The following is a 19,691-nucleotide window of genomic DNA, read 5'->3' as shown; positions in this document are numbered from 1 at the left end:
ACGCTGAGGCGACGCGGAGCGCCAGTGGCGCTTCGTGTCCGAGTTCGGAAATCGCCGAACCCGATGAAGTGGCCGGGCGCGCCGGTGGCGTCCAGCCGATCTCCGGGTGAGTCTGACGTGGTCCTGGCTGTGCCTCGCGTTCGACTTCCCGAGCCGGTGCTGTCGGCGCAGCTCGGGAAGTCGAACGCGAACGGCGCTGTCAGCTGCCGAGCTGTCGCTGCACTGCCTGGGCGTCGATCAGGTAGTTCATCTCGTAGAAGCGCCCGTCACGGACCTTGTGGAAGGAGTATTCGGCAAACTCCAAGATGGCGCCGGTGGGGGCCACGCCGAGCCACTCCTTCGTGTGCGTGCCCTTGTTGAACAGACGGGCTGCCACGCGGTCACCGTCGATGGCGATGTCCTGGACCCGCCAGGTGAAGTCCGGCACGGCATCGCCGTGCGCCTTCAGTTCCGCGATGATGTCGTCCCGGGTGACCGGCTTGCCGTTCTCGATGAGCTCGTCGTGAACGAACTCGGTCATGCGGTCGAAGTCATGGGCGTTGAGTGCGTCGATGTAGCGCTCGAAGACCTCGCGCACTGCAGACTCAGACATGTTGGTCTCCCTTTCCTGGGTTGGTGTCTTGTACTGGGATGGTGATGACGTGCGACGCCCGATCTCGCCGTGGTGGCCGTCGCTGAAGGGCACAACCTCGGGCTCACCACTTCTATTCCGGTCGGTACAGAACTCGACCGAGGTACCCGTTCGCGCGGCCGATGAAGTTGTTGCCGAGGCACCGGTCGGTACCGGCCTGCGGGCGGCATCGCCGGACCCCAGGCCACCAGTCCGGTCACAGCTGGGCGACCACCACAGTGTCGGACCGGCCGGCCGCCGATGTCGGTACGGGTGTCGGAGACGTCGTCGTAACTCAGCCGCTCGGGCCGGTGATGACATGCTCGGTGTTGTGGGGCGCCGGGTCCGGTGAGTGCGCGGGCCGCCACCTCGGCGATTTCGGCCGGTCGGCGAACCCGATGCGGGCGTCGCGGTGGCGCTGATGAGCTCGTCCCGTTACCGGACACTCGTCGCGTGCGGATGGTCACCCATGAGTAGATTCCCAGGGACGAGGTAGCCGCCGCCGGAGTGGGGCAAGGGCACTGTTTCGCCACGTCGGCGACCGGGTGGGACTTGTCCGCGCCCTCTACGGCAGACGCGGCGAGCACCTGCCGGCGGCACTCGCGACAGTGTGCTTGCCGGAAACCTCTTCCGGGCAGGTTAAGCATGCGATCAGTAGAAACCGTGTGCCGACGACACAGTCAAACCGAGCCCGCCTCTTGCCGACTCCCCCTGCCGGTCATGAACCGGTTTCTCGTCCGGGTCGTTCCAAGGCCAAGCCCCCGCGACTGCGGGTTGCCGCCTGGAGGAAGCCGTGTACCAAGTTGCGATCGTCTCAGATCAGCCGATCTCGCGAGCCGGCTTGGAGAAGCTGGCCGCCGACGACGCGCGGATGCGGGGTCGTGTCGGCGTCGCCACGGTGGAGGAGCTGCATCAGCAGCCCACCGCGTTTCGACATGGTGGTGCTCGACCTGCCACGGCCGGGCCGGCGGCCTGTCGGACTCGAGGACTCCACGACTGGACCGTGTGGTGACCACTACGTTTCTACTTGAGGTATGTCGATGTCCCAAGAAACCTCGTCAAGCGCGGCGATGGCGACCCTGCCGTTGCCGCAGCGGCTCTTCCTCCTGAGTCTGCGGCTCGAGAAGGCCAAGCTCGAGGACGACAGCGCCGCCGTCCGCGGGTCGCTGCTGTCCGCCGCCGCGGTCGCCGAGCTGTGCATCACCGGCTGGCTGCGCGACCGTGACGGCAAGGCCGAGCGGACGAACGCGACGACGGCGACGCTCGACCCGTTCCTCGCCCAGATGCTCGGCGCCGTCCCGGCGGACCGTCCCCGACGCTGGTTCGACGTGCTGGAGAGCGGATGGCTCGAGGCCGAGGAGACCGTCCGCGACCAGCTCGTCGAGGCGGGAGCCATCGCGATCGAGCATCGCCGGATCCTGGGCCCCATCGGGACAAAGCGGATTCACGTCGCGGACCCTGGGGCGGTGGAAACCCTGCGCGCCCGGGTACGCGATGCGGTGCAGCGAGATCCCGGTTCCGCGCCGACGCCGATCGGAGAGGCCGTGCTGGCCGCGCTCGCGATCGACGGGAATGTGAGCACCGTATTCCGCTGGCGTGATCTGAGAGGACGGAGACCTGCCGTGCGTGCTCTGACCGGGCGGGTCGACCGCGATCTGCCGGGTCTGCGCTCGGCCCTGTCCGGGTCGCTCGCGCTGCGGGGAACCGCCTCATCGTGAGCGGTCAGTAGACCAGTCCTTGATAGTCCATCCAGAAGTCGACAGCCGCCGCTCGTGGCCGTGGCACGAACGCGACGTTGGCACCGAGCTCCATGACGTGCTAGGCCTCGGGATCGGCGTCTCGATCGGTGAGAGCATCACGCAGGGCGGCCCGGGAGCTGATGCCGAGCTTGGGAAAGACCCGGTACAGATGTGCGGAGACGGTGCGGGGCGAGATCATCAGGCGGGCCGCCACCTCCTTCGTCGAGAGACCGGTGGCGGCGAGTTCCGCGACCTCGCGCTCCTGCGGTGTCAGGGCATCCCCGGCGAGCGCTCCCGCCGATCGGGTCATCCCGGTGGCACGCAGTTCGGAGGCCGCCCGCGCCACCCAGGGGGCAGCTCCGAGCCACTCGAAACGCTCGTGCGCCGCGAAGAGGTGCACCCGCGCCTCGGCTCTGAGCGACCGCCGGCGAAGCTGTTCACCGTAGGCCAGGTGGGTCCGCGCGACCTCGAACGGCCACTGCTCGATGCCCGGGAGAGCCAAGGCTTCGTCGAACTGCCGCGCCATCCACGACGGAGCCGATGTCATGGCGGTCGCCGTGGCGGTCATCAGCGCGTAACGCGGCGAGACACGGCCGACTCGGGCGGCCCGGAGCGCCGCCGCGTGCTTCTGCGCCTCGCTGGTGCGCCCGGAGTGGACTGCGGCCTCCACCAGGTCCAGGGCCGTCCACAGCGCCTCGATGGTGAAGGGCGGCAGCTCGCCCGGCGCGGTGATCGCCGAGGCGTGGCGAAAGGCCGTGTCGAAGTCCGACGAGCCGAGGGCCGCCCGGGCCTGCGCCTGATGAGCCCAGTTCGCCAGTCGGCCGAGGTCGCGGCCGGCCGCCCAGTCGAGGAGCACCTGGCAGTGGGTCATGCAAGTGTCCACGTCGCCACGGTGGGCGGCGACCAGTGCGGCGATGTAGCGGCCGATCTGGCTGAAGAGGCGGTACCTCGTGTACCGGCCGCTGTCGATGATCTCGCGGGCGGCCGCATCGGCCCGGCCCCACCGACCGGTGTACAGGTCGTCCAGAGCGCTCACGATCAGCAGGGGATGTCCACTGACCGTGCCACTGTCACGAGCGTGGCGAAGGGTCAGGGCCACCTGCCGGCGGCAGCCGGAGAGGCGATCGAGGTACGAGGCCGCCAGCGCCGTCCGGATGATGATGCCGGCGTCGGTCACCTGGTCCAGTCTGGCCAGCTGCTCATCGAGGTCGTGAAGCAGCTCGCCGGGCACGGCGCCAGGATCCTCCAGGATGCGTATGAGGGAGATCGGCGAGCTGACCGGGACGGTGGGCAGTTTCCCGACCAGTTCCCGCAACGGCGCCCATCGTTCCGGCCGGCCGGAGTACTGACAGGTGACCATGAGGGTGAACAGGGCCGGCGTGAGATCCTCCAGGCCGACGCCGGCCGTGTGGGTGTGTTGATCGAGCGCCTCGACCAGCACCCGGTGGGCGGTTGCGGCATCGCCGTCGGTCATCAGGGCCAGATATCCGGCCGCGGCGACCGCCGGCAGGGATCGGCTCGTTGCCGTGTGATCGTCCAGCTCACGCATGAGTTCATGCGACAGGTCGAGGTGGCCGGCCACCGAGGCTCCGACGTAGGCGGCGTCGGCGAGCCGGCGGCGGCCCTTCTCACGGTCGGGGCTGAGTTCGGCGGCCCGCCTCAGTCTGGTCAGGGCTCCCAGGACGTCGCCGCGGCGCAGGCTCTGCCATGCGCCTGCCTCGACGATCTGAGCGACCGGCTCGTCGGGGGCCGCAGTGGCCATCGACAGGTGGTCCGCGCGGCGTTCCGGCTGTCCGGTCAGCGCCTCGGCCAGCCGGCGGTGAGCGCTCCGGCGCTGTTCGAGGGTTGCCTCTCCGACCACGGCCGATCTGGTCAAGGGATGCCGGAACCGCACCGTACGTCCGTCCGGCGTGACGTGGATCATCTGGTCCCGCTCCGCCGCGTCGAGAGCGCCGATGGCCACGTCGCCGGCGGCTGCCTCCAGGACGCCGATGTCCCCGGTGCCTTCCAAGGCAGCGAGCAGCAGCAACTCACGGGTCCCGCCCGGCAGCCGGGCGACCCGGGCGGCATAGAGCGCACGGACCTCCTCGGCCGGGCCCGTACCGATCGAGGTGTGCCCGCGCAGGCGGGTCCCGGGCCCGTCGGCGAGGGCTCCGAACTCCAGCAGGGCCAACGGATTCCCCTGCGCCTGGTGCGCGACGTCCACGATCAGCCGCCGAGGGAGACCCGCGAACCGGGACGACAGCAGCCGGATCGCGTCCGCGTCGAGCAGCGGCCCGACCGGCATCTCCGGCAGACGGAGGGGCTCCGGCGAATCCACGACTCCGGTCCGGACCGCGGCCAGCACGCCGATGCGACGGCCGGCCGTGCGCCGGGCGACGAAGCTGATCACGGACCGGCTGGCCCGGTCCAGCGCGTGCAGGTCGTCGACGACCAGCAGCAGCGGCCTCTCGCGGGCGGCCTCGACGAACAGCGCATAGGCGGCGTGCAGGACAGCCATCTCGGCCGGCGCGGGCCCCGTTCCGAAGCCGAGCGCGACCTCGAGCGCGGAACGTGAAGAGTCCGGCAGCCGGGCAAGTTCGGCCGAGAGCGCGCCGACCAGCTGGTGCAGCCCCGCGAAGCTGATCTCCGTCTCGTATTCGACGCCGCTTCCGCGGATCACCCGCACTCCCCGGGCGGCGGCGGGCTCGGCCGTCGCCGCCAGAAGAGCCGTCTTGCCGGCACCCGGATCACCCGTGAGCAGCAGCGCGGCACCGTCTCGGGCGGCCTCGGCCAGAAACTCCGCCAGCCCGGCCAGCTCACCCGCCCGCCCCACCAGAACGGGCGAGCCGGCGTCCGGGCCGGCGTTCACTGCAGCTCACCTCGCGTCGGGATGTCTCCGATCTCGGCCGTGACCACGGCCAGGCACTCGAGGACGCCGACGAGCCGGGTACACCACCGCACTCTCCGCCATGATCGGAAACAGCGCAACCGGCCTAACTGCGCAAACGATCACGAAACAGCCAGTGTGAATCCCGCCTCAGCCCGATCGTCCCACGTGGCGCTGCCGAATGACTTCGGCGGCAAGGTACGCGAGGACAGCGGCGCCGACCCGCCGGGGCCGGCCGCCGGCTCCTCGGACGCCGACCTCGTACGCCCCTCTGCCGACGGCGACCTCGGCGGTGCCACACCCGGTTCGGGTGCTCGGCCGGTCGGCGCGGGCGACGTCTTGGGACACCAGCGACGAGCCGGTGCCGGACGCCTCACGGATCAGCTCGACGAGGGCGGCGGCCTCCGGGACGGCCACCGTGTGGGAGCCACCCTTCAGCTCGACCGTACGGCGCGAGCCGGCCCGTTCGGCCATGAACCGGTGCGCGGCGACCGGGATGGTGCGGTCCTCGCTGCCGAACAGGAACCAGGACGGTATCGACCTCCAGGCCGGCTCGCCGGACGCCTCATTGAGCGCGGCGTCGGTGATCGGCCGCTGGGTCACCGCCATCACCGCTGCGGAGTCCGCGGAGGAATCGGCGGCGAACTGCTCGTGGTAGCGGGCCTGCCGGATGTAGAGGTCGAAGCGGCCATCGGGCAGCCGCACCGGGACGAGCGTCTCGTCCAGCGAGCTACCGGGGAACCGGGCGGAGAGCCGGGCGGCGCTCTCCCCCGCCTCCGGGGCGAAAGCGCCGGCATAGACCAGCGCCTTCACCGCCGGATTGCCGACGGCGCCGTTCGAGATCACCATGCCGCCGTACGAGTGGCCGACCAGAACGACGTCACCCTCGATGGAGGCGAGCGCGGCGCGCAGGTAGCCGGCGTCGAAGCGTACGCCTCGCAAGGGGTTGGCCAGGGCAACGGCGGGAAAGCCGTCGGCGCGCAGGCCCCGGATGACCCCGCCCCAGCCGGCCGCATCGGCGAACGCACCGTGCACGAGGACGACCGTCGGTCTCATGACTCTCCCAGGTCCGATGAGCTGTCCCCTGAGGCTGTCCCGTTCCCGCCGCTGTTGAATCGGTCAAATTACTGATCTGGAGAAGTGGGGCTCAGTTCGCGAGACCGGCCCAGAACTCCTGCAACACCTCGGCGCCACGCCGTCCCAGATCGCCGGGATCTCGGACACCATGCACAAATACCACCGGCACGGCGCCCAATTGGCGGCCATGCCGTCACGACACAGTCAATGCTGACCGGTGCCGAGGACGCAGTCGGCGGCCATGTACCACGATTGGACGGCCGCCACTCCGAACGCGAGACAGCAGGTGACCGGCCCGCAAGCCGCGGTGCTCGAATGCTGATGCTGCGGCACGGTGACCCGTCGTTCGATCCGGGGTCTGAGTCAGCCCTCGTCGAGCCACGCGCGGTAGCGCAGGCGCATTGCCCGCTCCGTGCTGGCGATTCCCGCGCTGACCGCCAGCACGATGGTGGACCACAACGGCAGGTCGAGAGGCGAGGTGAAGGTGCCCCAGCGCTCGGCCACCGGCGGGATGCGGGACAGCGACTCGGCCAGCTGCGGGAGGGTGAGCAGCAGCGCGCCCAGCAGCACGATCAGCGAGAACGCGCTGATCCAGCGGCTGAGCACGGGATGCTCTCGGTCGAGGCGGGCGCGGCGGCCCTCGCCCGAGCGGGGGTCCGGAACGAGTTGCTGCTCGGCCCCCTCGTCGGTGACGTAGTGGCAGCGCCGGAGGCCGAAGGTGGTGGCGATCACCTCGATCGTGCCGCCTTCGACGGTGAAGATGGTGGGCAGCTCCGCTCGGGCCTGCCGGCGGCCGTCGCGATAGAGGTGCGCCCCGATGTTGCCGTTCTCGGTCTCGGAACGCAGATGATGCACGTCGACGGCGTAGACCGCCGACCGGCCCGCGCCCTCGTCGGACGGAAGGTAGAACAAGGACCGGATCAACGGTTGCCACCAGCGGAAGCGCTTCAGGGGAAGCCCGTCGCCGGGCCTGACCCGCTGGATCGCCCGGCGCCTCCGCCACTGCTTGAACATCTGATGCTCCCCGACCGGATCACGCCGTCACGACCATGGGAAACCCTGTTCCCAGAACACGGTCAACCGGAAGCGCGGCAGTTGACTTCCGTACCGGTTGGATCTGATGTGCTAACGTCTGCGGGGAGACCGGTCAGGACAGAAGTCTTTCGACTCTCCCATGGTCTTGACTCGGTGGTGGGGACACAGTGTTCAGTCCCGGGTGACCCGGGATTGAAGATCGTCTCCTAGACCTCCGACCGCGATCCTGGAAGGAGCCGAGGTGGCCTGGAGCACCCGGGAGCTCGCCGAGCTTGCCGGCACCACGGTGAACACCGTCCGGCACTACCACCGGCTCGGCCTGCTCGAGGAGCCGGAACGCCGGTACAACGGGTACAAGCAGTACGGCGTACAGGATCTCGTGGGCCTGCTGCGTATCCGGCGGCTCGTGGAGCTCGGGGTGCCCCTGTCCCAGATCGGTGCCGTCGGATCGGACGGCGACATCGCCCCGGAAGTGTTGCGCCAGGTCGACGCCGATCTCTCGGCCGAGGTGCAGCGCCTGCGGCGGGCCCGCTCCGACATCGCCCTCATCCTGCGCGACGGCGCCCCGGCCAACGCCCCGGCGGGCTTCGAGTCCGTCGCACAACGCCTGTCCGCGTCCGACAGCTCGCTCATCCACGTCTTCACCCGGCTGTACGACGACGACGCGATGAAGGACCTCCAGCGCATGGTCGAGGCCGACACCGACCCCATCAACGCGGACATCGACGCCCTGCCGGCCGACGCGGACGAGGCCACCCGGCAGAACCTCGCCGAAAAACTCGCACCGATCCTCGCGCAGCACCTCATCGACTACCCGTGGCTGAGCGACCCCGCCGGGCATCTGTCCAAGAGCGAGCACGTCACCCAGCAGACCTTCGTCGACGCCGTGGTCGCCCTCTACAACACCGCACAGCTCGATGTGCTCGGCCGGGCCAGCGTCCTCGCCCAGCAGCAACTGCGCCTCACGCGTGCGGCAGAGGACGATCCCCACCCGGTCGTTGGCGGCATGCACGGGGATACCAACGCCAGCGCCACGACCTGACGGGCTGACCGCCCCGGGTCCGTGCCTCTCGACGCCGGTGTCACAGGTCCCACTTCGGTACCGATCGGTCTTGATGCACCGCAGTTCTCTGCCGCGGGGAGCATGAAGCGGCCCTATCGAGAGGGATCCACGATGAGAACCACTTCACTCGGCGGCCTCGAGGTCCCGCGCATCGGCCTGGGCGCCATGGGAATCCGCCTTCTACACCAGCGCCGTCGCCTCGGCGACCAGTCGATCCGCACGATCCACCGCGCCCTTGATCTCGGTGTCACGCACATCGACACCTCCGACCTGTACGGGCCCACCGACGAGGAGCTGGTCGGCCGGGCCATCGAGGGACGCCGGGACGAGGTGGTGCTGGCCACCAAGTCCCCGCTCGGCCACGGCTTCCTCACCGGCGCCATCCGAACCCTGGACGGCCTCGACGCCGACGACTGGCGGCGCACCAACCCGCGCGTCACCGGCGGCAACCTCGAACGCAACCTGCACATCGTCGACGAGGTCCACGCCATCGCCCGCCGAGATCGGGGCCACGCCCGCCCAGGTCGCCCTCGCCTGACTGCTCGCCCAGGGCGACGACATGGCCCCGATCCCCGGCACCACCCGCATCGACCGGCTGAAGGAGAACACGGCCGCCGACGGCGTCGAGCTCACCCCCCGGCCACATCGCCCGCCTGAACGACCTGACGCCCGCCTCCGGCGATCGCCACGACGAAGCGAACATGGCCGCCCCGGACCGCTGAGCCACGCCTCACCCCGATCGGCTGAGACGAATCACTTCCCCGGCGCGGCCGCGCAGGCGACGTCGCGGTGCGGGCGCTGCCCGGTGGTCAGGAAGGTCGTCACCGTGTCGTTCACGCACGTGTTCCGGGCGAAGAGCCCGTAGGCGCCGTGGCCACCCTGGTCGGCCGTGACCATCCGTGCCCGGTCACCGAACGCCTTTCGAAGCTCGCGGGCGCCGGCCAGCGGGGTTCCGGGGTCGCGGAGGTTCTGCACCATGAGAACGTTCGACGGGCCCCGGTCGCCGATCCGAACCGGGCGCTCGATCGGCGCCGGCCAGAAGGCACACGGCCCGATGTTGGCCGCGGCCGCACCGATCAACGGGTACTTCATCCGGTAGAGCGCGACGTCACGCTGGTAGCCCCGGACCGACCGAGGCCAGCTCGAGTCACCGCAGAGCACGTGGAGGCGACTGGACAACGAGTTGTCCGGGTTGCCGGGCGGCGGCGCGGGTGGCACCGGCCGGCCGGTGTCGAGCGCCTGCCAGATCGCGGCCAGCGTGGTGAAGCCCACGTCGGTGTAGAGCAGGTCGAACGTGGCCCCGCGGAACAGCGAGCCGTCGATGCCCTGCACCGGCGTCTTCTCCAGCCGAGCGGCGAGTTCGAAGTACTTCGCGCGCACCTGCTCCGGAGTGACCCCCAGCCCGTACTGCGGGTTGGCCGCGGCGAACTTCGCGAAGTCCGGGAACCGTTGCTCCATGCCGAGGGCCAGCCGCTGGAAGGCCGTGTGGTCGTATCCGCCCGGACCCAGGTTGCTGTCGAGCACGATCCGGTCGCTGCGGCTCGGGAACAACGTCGTGTAGACGGCGCCGAGGTAGGTGCCGTACGAGGCGCCGAGGTAGGAAATCTTCGGCTCGCCCAGCGCCTCCCGAATCCGGTCCATGTCCCGGGCGGTGTTCGCGGTGGTGATGTACGGCAGCATTCCGGCCGTCTCCGACGACGCGCACTGCCGGGCGATCGTCTCCGCGATCTCGGCGTCCTTCAGCACGTCGGCCGGGTTGCCCGGGTACGGCAGGTTGAGCCGCGCGATCTGCTCCGGCGTGTAGTCACAGGTCACCGGCGCGCTGTGGCCCACGCCGCGGGGATCGAACCCGATCACGTCGTACCGATCGCGGACGCTCTGGGGCAGCGGCTCGGGGAACACGGGGTTCACGAGGAGGCCCGGGTAACTCAGGCCCCCGCCGCCGGGGCCGCCGGGATTGGTCAGCAGCACACCGCGGCGCTGCGACGGATCCTTGCTCGGCAGGCGGGAGACGGCGATGTCGATCTGCCGCCCCTCCGGGCTCCGGTAGTCCAGCGGGACACGGACCGTCGTGCACTCCAGGTCGGGCGAGGCGACGTCCGCCGGACACGCCTCCCACCGCAACGCGCTTGACGTTCCCGCCTCCGACACCCCGCGGACCGAGCCCAATGTAACCGCGGAGACGGCGATGACGAGAACACCGGACAATATTTTCCGCATTTTTCCTCCGTTCCGATCGCGTCAGTGGAAACCATGTGGCCGGGACACGGTCAAATAACGTCGCCCGTCAGGTCTCAGCCCAGCGGCCGGAGCACCACGGTGTCGGTTCGCCCAACAGGTATGGGGTGACCGTCTCGGCGACTGGTCGGGGTCTGCCGACCGGCTGGGGGCAGTACGAGGCGAATACCGCCACCGCCGTCGACCACAGCCTCACCTCGGGGCAACGACGCACCCGACCGGGACCCGCGGGACTGGACGCTCACCGGCTCCGTGGACGGCGTGAACTGGGCCACGCTCGACACCCGCTCCGGCGAGACCTTCACCGGACGGGCAGCCACCCGCGGGTTCATGGCAACCGCCGCCCCGGCCGCGTACCGCTTCTACCGCCTCACCGTCACCGCGAACAACGGCTCACCGGCCTGCAGATGGCCGAGTGGCGCCTGTGGCCGGTCGGTGACGGCGTGCACGCGGCGCGGCAGGAGTTGCCCGGCGTTCGGTACTGACGTCGGCAAGGAGATCGCCGGGCCGGCGCTGCCGGCTCGGCGTACCCAAGGATCTCGGCGTACCCAAGGATGTTGACTCTGTTCCGGCAACACGGTGTCGGCTCGGGGGGAAACGCCTGACCATCGAGCCGGGCCGGGTGGAGGAGTTCCGGCGCGCGACGGCGAGGGCTGGGCAGAGTGAAGCGGCTGGCGCGGTACCTTGCGGCCGTCGATCACCTGGCGGGGGTCGTGGCGGCGGGCCGACGAGGCGATCACCGCACTGCGCGACGGAACCCTGCACGGCAAGGCCGTCGTCGAGGTCGACTGAGCAATGTGTGACCGCGGGCCGGTCAGCGGGCTCCCGGCCAGCAGAGCATCGCCCGGTCGACGATCTCGTCGAGCTCGGCGCGACCGAGACCGTTGGCGGCGTGCACCGGAATGCCGAACGCCAGCGCCACGACGTAACGGGCCAACCGCCCCGGGTCCACTTCACCCGGCAGGTCACCCTCGTCGACGGCGCGGCGGAACCGCTGCTCGAGGCTTTCACCGGCTTCGGTGCGGTACTGGACGAGCACGTCGTGCGCGGGACGGTTCTCGTCACACACCGGCAGCGCACCCTGGATGGTCAGGCACCCGGCGAAGCCCTCGGGAAGGGTGGACGTGCGGACCGAACCGCGCAACAGGGCCTCGGTGGCCGCCCGTGCGGTTGGCTGCTCCAGGGCATCGTCGAAGTAGCCGGCCGGGCCGTCCGCGTACCGCTGCAGCACCTTGCGGAACAGCTGTTCCTTGTTACCGAAGGCCGCGTACATGCTGGTCCTGGTGATGCCCATGGCACCGGTCAGATCGGCCAGGCTGGAACCCTCGTACCCCTGCTGCCAGAACACCCGCATCGCGCGCTCCAGCGCCTCGTCGGTGTCGAACCCCCGAGGCCGGCCCATCACTGTGCTGCGGGAGCCACTCATGGCACGAGTGTACTCCTCGGTACAGAATTCTTCCGTACCGAGGAGTACTTAAATAGTCGTGTCCTGAGCCGTCAGCGCGCATCCTCGGCGAACGCGGTCAGCCGCCGGACGAACCAGCCGGGATCGGCCAGGTGGGGGTAGTGGGTGGTGGCCGGCGCGGCCTCCACGGCCGCGCCGGGGATGCGGGCATGCAGCCACTCCCGGTAAGCGTCGTCGACGGGCGAGCCGTGCAACGCCAGGTACGGCGTCGGCCGCCCGGTCGGCGTCAAGTTCGCGATGTACGCCGTCAGCTCCTCTGAGCCGAGGTCGAGCAGCGGAGCCCACACCTCGACCAGGACATCCTGGCGCACCCGGCGATTCCGGCCGAGCTCCTCGGTGAGCGCCGGGTCCAGCTGCCCGTACATCCGGGCGAAGCCCGCCGTGAGAAAGTCCTGGTATCCCGGGCCGCGCACGGCTGCGGCCGCCTCGCCGGGCAGGGGTGTCACGTTGAGCGTCTGGTCGATGTTGACCACGCCTCGCACCGGGAAGCGGGAGGCGTAGGCCGTGGCCACCATCCCGCCGTACGAGTGACCCATGACCAGGGGACGCTGCTCGATGCCCAATGACATCAGAACCGCATGCACATCACCGGCCATGGTCAGCGGGTCGTACGGCGTCGCATGCGGCGAATCGCCGTGGCCGCGCAGGTCGACGCGCAGGGTGCGGAAGTGCTCGGCGAGCGGCACCCGGTCCCAGAAGTGGCGGTTCTCGGTCATCCCGTGGATGGCCACGAGAAGCGGCCCGGACCCGTCGATGTCGTACGCGAGGGAGACGGTTTCGGTCACCCGCCCGACGGTAGCACCGCGGCGACCGTCGCATGAGGATGGTCACGAAAGGCGTTTGACCCTGTCCTGACAACAGGGTCTTCATTTGCAGGACAACGCATCTCACCAGAGCGCCCTGGCCGCCCGAGCAGGCCGAGCCCATCAAGTACTGGCCGTCGAACCTGCCCGCCGCCACAGCACGACGCGCCCTCGTGCGATGGGCGAAACTACGCTGGCGGATCGAACACGACTACCGCGAACTGAAAACCAGCCTCGGCCTGGACCACTACGAAGGCCGCACCTGGCAAGGCTGGCACCATCACGTCACCCTCGTCTCCGCCGCCCACGCCTTCCTCACCCCGCACCGCCTCGCCCGGCCAAAAGCGACAGCGCCGGCCTGACCCTGTACGCGGTACTCCGCGAACTGCAACACCTACTCATCCGCCTCGCCGGCGCCTGCCCAGCCTGTAAAACCCACTTCGCCACACGAAAACCACGAGACCAACTCCGATCATGACAAAGGGGGCTGTCTCGCCAACGGTGTTTCCGGCGATCTTAGTTAGTAGGTTTCAGTGGTCGGGAAGCGGTCGTTGAAGGTGATGGCGAAGGCGTTCAACGCGGGTTTCCACCGCATCGCCCACCGGGTTCGGCCGGTCCCGGTCGGGTCCAGGGACCGGGTGACCAGGTACAGACACTTCAACGCGGCCTGTTCGTTCGGGAAGTGGCCACGGGCCTTGATCGCGCGCCGGTAGCGGGCGTTCAGTGACTCGATCGCGTTCGTCGAGCAGATGACCTTCCGGATCTCGAGGTCGTAGTCGAGGAACGGGATGAACTCGGACCAGGCGTTGTCCCAGAGGCGGATTACGGCTGGGTAGCGGCCGCCCCACTTCTCGGCCAGGTCGTCGAACGCGGCCCGGGCCGCGGTGGCGTTCACCGCGGTGTAGATCGGTTTGACGTCTCGTTTCAGTTCGTCCCAGTACCTGCGGGACGTCAACCGGAACGTGTTGCGGATCAAGTGGATGATGCATGTCTGCACGATGGCGCGGGGCCAGACGTTCGTGACCACCTCCGGTAGGCCCTTCAACCCATCGCAGACCAGGAAGAACACGTCCTTGACCCCCCGGTTGCGCAGGTCGGTCAGCACGCTCATCCAGAACTTCGCGCCCTCACCACCGGTGCCGGCCCACAGGCCGAGAATGTCCTTCTCCCCGTCGAGGGTGACCCCGATCGCGGCGTAGAACGGCCGGTTGCTCACCTGCCCATCCCGCACCTTGACCACGATCGCGTCGATGAACACCGCCGCGTAGACCTCGTCCAAGGGCCGGTGAGACCAGTCGGTCATCTCCTCGATCACCTTGTCGGTGATCCGGGAAATAGTCTCCTTCGACACCGACGCCCCGTAGATCTCGGCGAAGTGCGCGCAGATCTCCCCGGTCGTCAGTCCCTTGGCATACAACGACAGCACGACCTCGTCGACCCCGGACAACCGCCGCTGACGCTTACGCACGATCTGCGGATCGAACGTTCCCGCCCGATCGCGTGGCACGTCGATCTCGACCGGTCCGGTGGTATCGGTCAGCACCGTCTTCGACCGGGAGCCGTTACGGACATTGCCCGACCCCGCGCCGCTCGGTTCGTGTTTCTCGTAGCCGAGGTGCCCGGTCATCTCCTCGTTGAGCGCAGTCTCCAGAACCGTCTTCGTCAGCTGTTTGAGTAACCCGTCCGGGCCGGTCAGCGACAGCCCCTGTTCCTTGGCCAGCCGCACCAACTCGGCGGCGGCCTTCGCCTCCGCCGACGGTTCGGCCTTGATCTTCCTCGCGTTCACATCGTTCCGCGTCGCGGTCATCACGGCACCCTCCTCACCAGGCACAACGCCCGGTAGGTCAGGCCGGAAACACCGTTAGATCCACAGACCCTGACAAAGCACTACTAGTGCTGTGGCCGCATAGGTTCACCGGATTGGATGATCTACAGGTTGTTCAAGTAAAAGTTGACGAGCCGATCGACTGCGGTGTCGACGTACTCGGGCTCGTCGTACATCTCGTAGTGTCCGGCGCCGTCGATCACCATGAGGTCGACCGGGTTGGGTGCCAGCTTCCACAACTGCATGCCGGACTCGTAGGAGCCGGTGTTGCCGATGCGTCCGGCGAGGATGACCTGCAGCGGCTGGGTCATGAGCTGGTCGACCAGGTGATATGCGTCGTAGCCCAGCAGCAGCGAGTCGCCGAGCGAGAGGCGGCGGTTCGTGGAGTGTTCGTTCCTGCCCCGCTCGGTGCGGTAATAGGTGATTGCCTGGGTCGTGTCAATATCGGTCAGCCCGACTGCTGTGGCTTCCTCCAAGGTGTCGGGCAGCCAGTTCACGCGGGTCAGCTCGCCGGAGCGGGTCTCTTTGATGCGCGCGTCGGCCATGGTGTCGAGTGCGGCCGCCGCGCCATCTGGCTGGAAGCTGCGGAACGACGTGCCCATGTTGCCTGGGACGACCGCGCCGACCGCCTTGATGCGATGGTCCGTGCGGGCGGTGTGCACTGCGTAGCCTCCGCCGGCGCAGATACCGAGGACGCCGATGCGCTCCGGGTCGATGCCGGGGATCGTGCTGAGCGCGTCGATCGCGTAGGAGATGTCCTCACCGCGGCGGTAGGGGTCTTCGAGGTCGCGGGGCTCTCCGCCGCTCTGACCTTGATGGGCGGGGTCGAAACTGAGTGCCGGGACGCCGCGGGCGGCGAGACGGGATGCGTAGTTCGCGCCGATCTGCTCCTTCACGCTGCTGCCGGGCGTGGAGAGCACCACGGCGCGCAGCGGCGCCGCATCGTCGATGCTGTCGGGCAGGTAGAGGTGGGCCGCGAGATCGATCGGTCCGCGCGGGATCGTGATGTGCTGAAGCATCTGATGGTGCCTTTCGTGTCGGCGTTTGTTCAGGCCGCTTCGGCGCGGCGAAACCGGATGCCTCCGTGTCGACTGGTTGGCAACTCGGCGGCGACATGGAACGCCCGCCCGGCGACGACCAGGCTTCCCGCCTCTCACCGACGTTGGCGTCGGCCGCATGTGGTCAGGTAGTCCCGAGAAATCGGCCGAGGAAGTCTCGGGTGAGCTCGGTGACTCCTTCGAGGTCGCTCTCCAACAGAAAGTGCCCACCGTCCAGAAGGTGGACTTCGGCGTCCGGCAGGTCTTCGCCAAAGGCCTTCGCGCCTTCCGGCGAGAAGATCTGGTCGTTGCGGCCCCAGACCGCCAGCACGGGAACTCGACTGGCCCGCAGGTGCTCCTGGAGCCGGGGGTAGAGCGCGCGGTTCGTCGAGTAGTCGCGGAACAGGCCCAGTTGCACCTCGGCGTTGCCCGGCCGTTGGAGCAGTGCGTGGTCCAGGGTCCAGGTGTCGGGGCTGACCACGCTGGGATCCGGTACGCCGTGGGTGTACTGCCAGACGATCGCGTCGCGATCCAGGGCGGTACGCATGGCCGCCTCGGTCTGGGCGTTCGGGTTCTCGCCGTACGCCCAGACCGGTTCCCAGAAGTCAGGGACGAAGCCAGCCTCGTAGCCGTTGCCGTTCTGGGTGATGACGGCGGTGACCGGGGCGCCCGGCTGGAGGGCGAGCCGCCACCCGATCGGCGCGCCGTAGTCCTGGACGTAGATGGCGTACCGCTTCAGGCCGAGTTGCCCGAGCAGTCCGGCGGTGAGTCGGGCGAGCGAGTCGAAGCTGTAGTCGAACTCGTCGACCGTGGGGCTGTCCGACTGGCCGAAGCCGAGGTGATCGGGTGCGATCACGTGATACCGGTCGGCCAGCCTCGGGATCAGGTCACGGAACATGAACGAACTTGTGGGGTAGCCGTGCAGCAGTACCACGGCAGGGGTGTCGGGTTCCCCTGCCTCGCGGTAGAAGAGCCGCTTCCCCTCGACGGTGACGTGCCGGTGAAACACTCGCATTTCTAACCTCCAAAACCTGTTCATGCCCTACAGCACCCGCCTGATCGACGGCGAGCCGCAGGATCTCCTTACTGACCCTGTCGAGGCCCGTTTGAGACTGCGAGAGCTCGGCGAGACAGGCATCCACCGGGAGTTGGACGCCGTACGTTCCGCCCTTTGCTGCAAGGGCGTGGCTCGCGGTGAGGGGACGGCCGACCCCTCGCGCCACCCCTGACTGGCGTGCATCACGCCCCCGCCTGGCGGCGACGCGACTGGGTGGTGTGCTAGTTGAGGGTTTCCTATGTGGGTTGGCTAGGTGAAGCCTGGGCCCAGCCGTCCGAACCGTCCACGCTGGCAACGTAGTTGCGAGGCACGCCAACAGAGCGGGGGTGCCCCGGGCCATCCTGGCCGGGGGCACCCGCTCGCGTCGGGCGTCGAGCCTGGCTGGGTCAGCCTGCGAGCTGCTTCTGCAGGGCCTCGGCGTCGTGGAGGGCCGACATGTGCAGGAACTTCCCGTCGCGAATTCGGTACAGAAGGCCGCCGAGGCTCCTCCATGACCAGGCAGCTCGACGACTACATCAGCGCGTAGCCGCGCATGGCGCCGCACACGATCCGGCTCGGTCGGTTCGCACCCGGACGCACGGCCGGTTTCTCGGCACCACTCTTGGACAGGTCAGCTGCCGGGTCGCTGAGCCTGGGGTGGTCGACGAGATGCCGCGCCAGGATCGGCGCGAGCCTCTCGGCGAGGTTCCCCCGCCGAGTCGCCTCGTCCGCGTCGGGTTGCACGACGTCGATGTCGTGGCCGACGGGATCGGTGTCGACCTGGCTCAACGCGTCCGCGGCGATGTTCCCGCCCACCTCGCCGATCCGGAAGAGCGGCACCCCCGGATCGGCGAGCCGTCCGATGCACCGAAGGCGTACGAGATCCCCCGCCCCGTACTGCTTGTATCCGTTGTACCGGCGCTCCGGCTCTTCGAGCAGACCGAGACGGTAGTGCCGAATGGTGTTCATCGTCGTGCCGACGAGTGCCGCGAGCGCACGTGTGCTCCAGGCCATGTCGTCTCCTTCCCGCGCTCATCTCGAACGCCGTACCGCCGGGTTCAGATGGAACAGGTGGGCATGCTGGCCGGCAGCTTGAGGTCGATGAGGTAGTCCGCGGCGATGGTGTCGACACACTCGCTCTTCCCCGAGGAGACGATGGTGTGTCCCTCCCCCTCGACGGTCAGCAGGGCGCTGCCCAGGGTCTCGGCGAGGCTGACGGCACCCTGGTGCGGAGTGGTGGCGTCACCGGTGATCGAAACGACCAGCGTGGCCGGCAGACCCGTGACATTCTGCGCGTACGGGATACCGAGCGTCGGTGGGACCGGCCAGAACTCGCATCCATCGCGGGCACCCGCCGCAGGATCTCCGCCCGGGTTCATGAAGGGCGCCGTCTCATAGGTCTTCACCCGCAGCCGGGTGGCGTCCTGCGGGGTGAGCCGTTGCTCATCCATGCAGTTGATCGCGAACATCGCCTCGATCGCGTTACCGTTGACCACGGAATCGGGCTCACCACCTTCGAAGTCGAACGTCAGCTCCAGCAGCGTGTCGCCACGCCCCTGCCGCACCTCCGCAAGACCACTCATGATCGCCGGCCACTTGTCCGGGCTGTACAGGCCCGCCATCACCCCACCGAGCGCCTCGTCGAAGTCGAGCTCCTGGTCGAGTGCGGGCACCGGCCTGTCCCGCAGCGGCGCGACGATCGTCTGGAACGTCGACGTCCACGCCTTCGGATCAGTCCCCAATGGACAGGATGCCTTCTGCGCACACGCGGCGGCCATCGCCTCGAAAGCTCGCTGGAAGCCCCCATACGCCGAAAGCCGCCGCTCGATCGTCCCCAGCCGGGAGTCGAAGGCACCGTCGAGGACCATCGCCCGCACCCGCTGCGGGAACTGCTCCGCGTAAACCGCCCCCAGCCGGGTACCGTAACTCTGACCGAGGAACGTCAACTTCTCCTCACCGAGCGCCGCCCGCAACACATCCATGTCACGAGCGGTCGTCCGCGAACCCATCTGCGTAAGCGCCTCCACACCCCCGGATCCCTTGGCACAGCGGTCGAACACCGCCCGGGTATCCTCCTCCGTCAGCGAGACTGTCAAGGTCATCAGCGGGAACACCTTGTCACCCCGGCTCGTGCCGCCCTCGGTGTAGCAGTCCGCCGCAGGCTTCGTAGCACCAACACCACGCGGGTCGAACCCGACCACATCGAACCGCTCCGTGATGCGACTCTTCGTCATCTGAGCCACCACACCCAGACCACCCAGAATGCCGGAGCCACCCGGACCACCAGGGTTGAACAGCAACGAACCCCGCGACTCCCCCCGAGCCGCGACACGCAACACCGCGACGGTGGTGACCGCGCCCTGAGGATCGTCGTAGTCCAGCGGCACACTCAGCCACGCGCACTCACCCGGAGCCTTCCCCAGGATCTCCGCCTCACGCGGACTCGTCGCGAAGTCCGTACACCCCTTCCACTCCAACTTCTGGGTGTAGTACTGCTCCAACGCACCGCCAACCACGCTCTCACCCGGACCCGGATCCTCTTCCCCGCCGGACGTACACCCCACGACCGAAACCACACAGACCACCAAGGCGACACCCGCGAAACCAAGTCGCCGCACCGGCGGACCACCCCCAACGGGGCGAGACGTACTGCTCATCCTTCTACTCACGCTACGGACTCCCCTCCTACGCTTCCGCCAACTCGACACTGTCCGCACCGCACCCGGCGTTCACGACCAGCGTCAGCGTGTGCGTCGCAGCCAGCCGAAAGAGCCAACCCGCCGCCGCACCCCACCGCTTAGACCAGCGCCACCACGAACGCGGCAAGCCCGACAACCACGGTCAACGCCACTCTCCGACGTCGTCCCATACCTGCCCCCCAGCCAACTGCTCAC

General features: G+C 68.7%; 15 protein-coding genes and 1 pseudogene. 4 read left to right on the top strand and 12 right to left on the bottom strand.

Annotated features, from left to right (window positions below):
• Window positions 1-199 precede the first annotated feature (199 nt).
• Window positions 200-592 carry an ester cyclase gene (locus H4W31_RS24340; protein ID WP_192768760.1) on the bottom strand — a complete coding sequence of 131 codons (393 nt, stop codon included), beginning with the start codon at window positions 590-592 and terminating at the stop codon, window positions 200-202.
• A 1,052-nt stretch (window positions 593-1,644) separates the two neighbouring features.
• On the opposite strand from H4W31_RS24340, the gene H4W31_RS24335 reads away from it, so the two are divergent.
• Window positions 1,645-2,328, top strand: a complete 684-nt coding sequence (locus H4W31_RS24335) for a GOLPH3/VPS74 family protein (protein ID WP_192768759.1) — start codon at window positions 1,645-1,647, stop codon at window positions 2,326-2,328.
• Between the two features lie 100 nt (window positions 2,329-2,428).
• Here H4W31_RS24335 and H4W31_RS24330 read toward each other — a convergent pair whose 3' ends face one another.
• The 3 genes from H4W31_RS24330 to H4W31_RS24320 all read right to left on the bottom strand — a co-directional run bounded on the left by H4W31_RS24330 (window position 2,429) and on the right by H4W31_RS24320 (window position 7,309).
• The gene (locus H4W31_RS24330) at window positions 2,429-5,200 is read right to left on the bottom strand and encodes a helix-turn-helix transcriptional regulator (RefSeq protein ID WP_192768758.1); all 2,772 of its coding nucleotides are present in this window, start codon (window positions 5,198-5,200) and stop codon (window positions 2,429-2,431) included.
• A gap of 168 nt (window positions 5,201-5,368) precedes the next feature.
• Window positions 5,369-6,274 (bottom strand): alpha/beta fold hydrolase, encoded by a 906-nt coding sequence (locus H4W31_RS24325; RefSeq protein ID WP_192768757.1) that lies wholly within the window; start codon window positions 6,272-6,274, stop codon window positions 5,369-5,371.
• Window positions 6,275-6,658: 384 nt separating this feature from the next.
• On the bottom strand, window positions 6,659-7,309 hold the full coding sequence (locus H4W31_RS24320; protein ID WP_192768756.1) for a hypothetical protein: 651 nt from the start codon (window positions 7,307-7,309) through the stop codon (window positions 6,659-6,661).
• A gap of 262 nt (window positions 7,310-7,571) precedes the next feature.
• Here H4W31_RS24320 and H4W31_RS24315 point away from each other — a divergent pair, with 262 nt between their 5' ends.
• The gene (locus H4W31_RS24315; RefSeq protein ID WP_192768755.1) at window positions 7,572-8,372 is read left to right on the top strand and encodes a helix-turn-helix domain-containing protein; all 801 of its coding nucleotides are present in this window, start codon (window positions 7,572-7,574) and stop codon (window positions 8,370-8,372) included.
• A gap of 102 nt (window positions 8,373-8,474) precedes the next feature.
• Window positions 8,475-9,050: an aldo/keto reductase gene (locus tag H4W31_RS24310; protein ID WP_318783748.1), complete on the top strand. Its 576-nt coding sequence runs from the start codon at window positions 8,475-8,477 to the stop codon at window positions 9,048-9,050.
• Window positions 9,051-9,146: 96 nt separating this feature from the next.
• Here H4W31_RS24310 and H4W31_RS24305 read toward each other — a convergent pair whose 3' ends face one another.
• The 3 genes from H4W31_RS24305 to H4W31_RS24295 all read right to left on the bottom strand — a co-directional run bounded on the left by H4W31_RS24305 (window position 9,147) and on the right by H4W31_RS24295 (window position 12,881).
• Window positions 9,147-10,613: an alpha/beta hydrolase gene (locus tag H4W31_RS24305; RefSeq protein ID WP_192768754.1), complete on the bottom strand. Its 1,467-nt coding sequence runs from the start codon at window positions 10,611-10,613 to the stop codon at window positions 9,147-9,149.
• An 832-nt stretch (window positions 10,614-11,445) separates the two neighbouring features.
• Window positions 11,446-12,057, bottom strand: coding sequence for a TetR/AcrR family transcriptional regulator (locus tag H4W31_RS24300; protein WP_192768753.1), 612 nt, complete (start codon window positions 12,055-12,057; stop codon window positions 11,446-11,448).
• Window positions 12,058-12,128: 71 nt separating this feature from the next.
• Window positions 12,129-12,881: an alpha/beta fold hydrolase gene (locus H4W31_RS24295; protein WP_192768752.1), complete on the bottom strand. Its 753-nt coding sequence runs from the start codon at window positions 12,879-12,881 to the stop codon at window positions 12,129-12,131.
• Between the two features lie 137 nt (window positions 12,882-13,018).
• Between H4W31_RS24295 and H4W31_RS24290 the strand changes: the two are divergent.
• Window positions 13,019-13,261 (top strand): annotated as a pseudogene (locus H4W31_RS24290) (transposase); the annotation flags it as partial.
• Window positions 13,262-13,419: 158 nt separating this feature from the next.
• Here the strand turns inward: H4W31_RS24290 and H4W31_RS24285 are convergent.
• From H4W31_RS24285 to H4W31_RS24265, 5 genes are all read right to left on the bottom strand, one after another.
• Window positions 13,420-14,706 (bottom strand): IS256 family transposase, encoded by a 1,287-nt coding sequence (locus tag H4W31_RS24285; RefSeq protein ID WP_192768751.1) that lies wholly within the window; start codon window positions 14,704-14,706, stop codon window positions 13,420-13,422.
• Window positions 14,707-14,828: 122 nt separating this feature from the next.
• Complete coding sequence (locus tag H4W31_RS24280) at window positions 14,829-15,743, bottom strand: alpha/beta hydrolase (RefSeq protein ID WP_192768750.1); 915 nt, start codon at window positions 15,741-15,743, stop codon at window positions 14,829-14,831.
• 163 nt (window positions 15,744-15,906) lie between these two features.
• A complete protein-coding gene (locus H4W31_RS24275; protein WP_192768749.1) occupies window positions 15,907-16,776 on the bottom strand; it encodes an alpha/beta fold hydrolase in 870 nt (289 codons plus the stop codon).
• A 552-nt stretch (window positions 16,777-17,328) separates the two neighbouring features.
• Complete coding sequence (locus tag H4W31_RS24270; protein WP_192768748.1) at window positions 17,329-17,811, bottom strand: MerR family transcriptional regulator; 483 nt, start codon at window positions 17,809-17,811, stop codon at window positions 17,329-17,331.
• A 44-nt stretch (window positions 17,812-17,855) separates the two neighbouring features.
• Entirely contained in the window at window positions 17,856-19,184 is a 1,329-nt protein-coding gene (locus tag H4W31_RS24265) for an alpha/beta hydrolase (protein ID WP_318783378.1), read from the bottom strand.
• Window positions 19,185-19,691 lie beyond the last annotated feature (507 nt).

It is taken from the genome of Plantactinospora soyae (genome assembly GCF_014874095.1).
Classification (GTDB): domain Bacteria; phylum Actinomycetota; class Actinomycetes; order Mycobacteriales; family Micromonosporaceae; genus Plantactinospora; species Plantactinospora soyae.
Note: the sequence above shows the minus strand (reverse complement) of the source record. Positions and strands in the feature narration are given on the sequence as shown.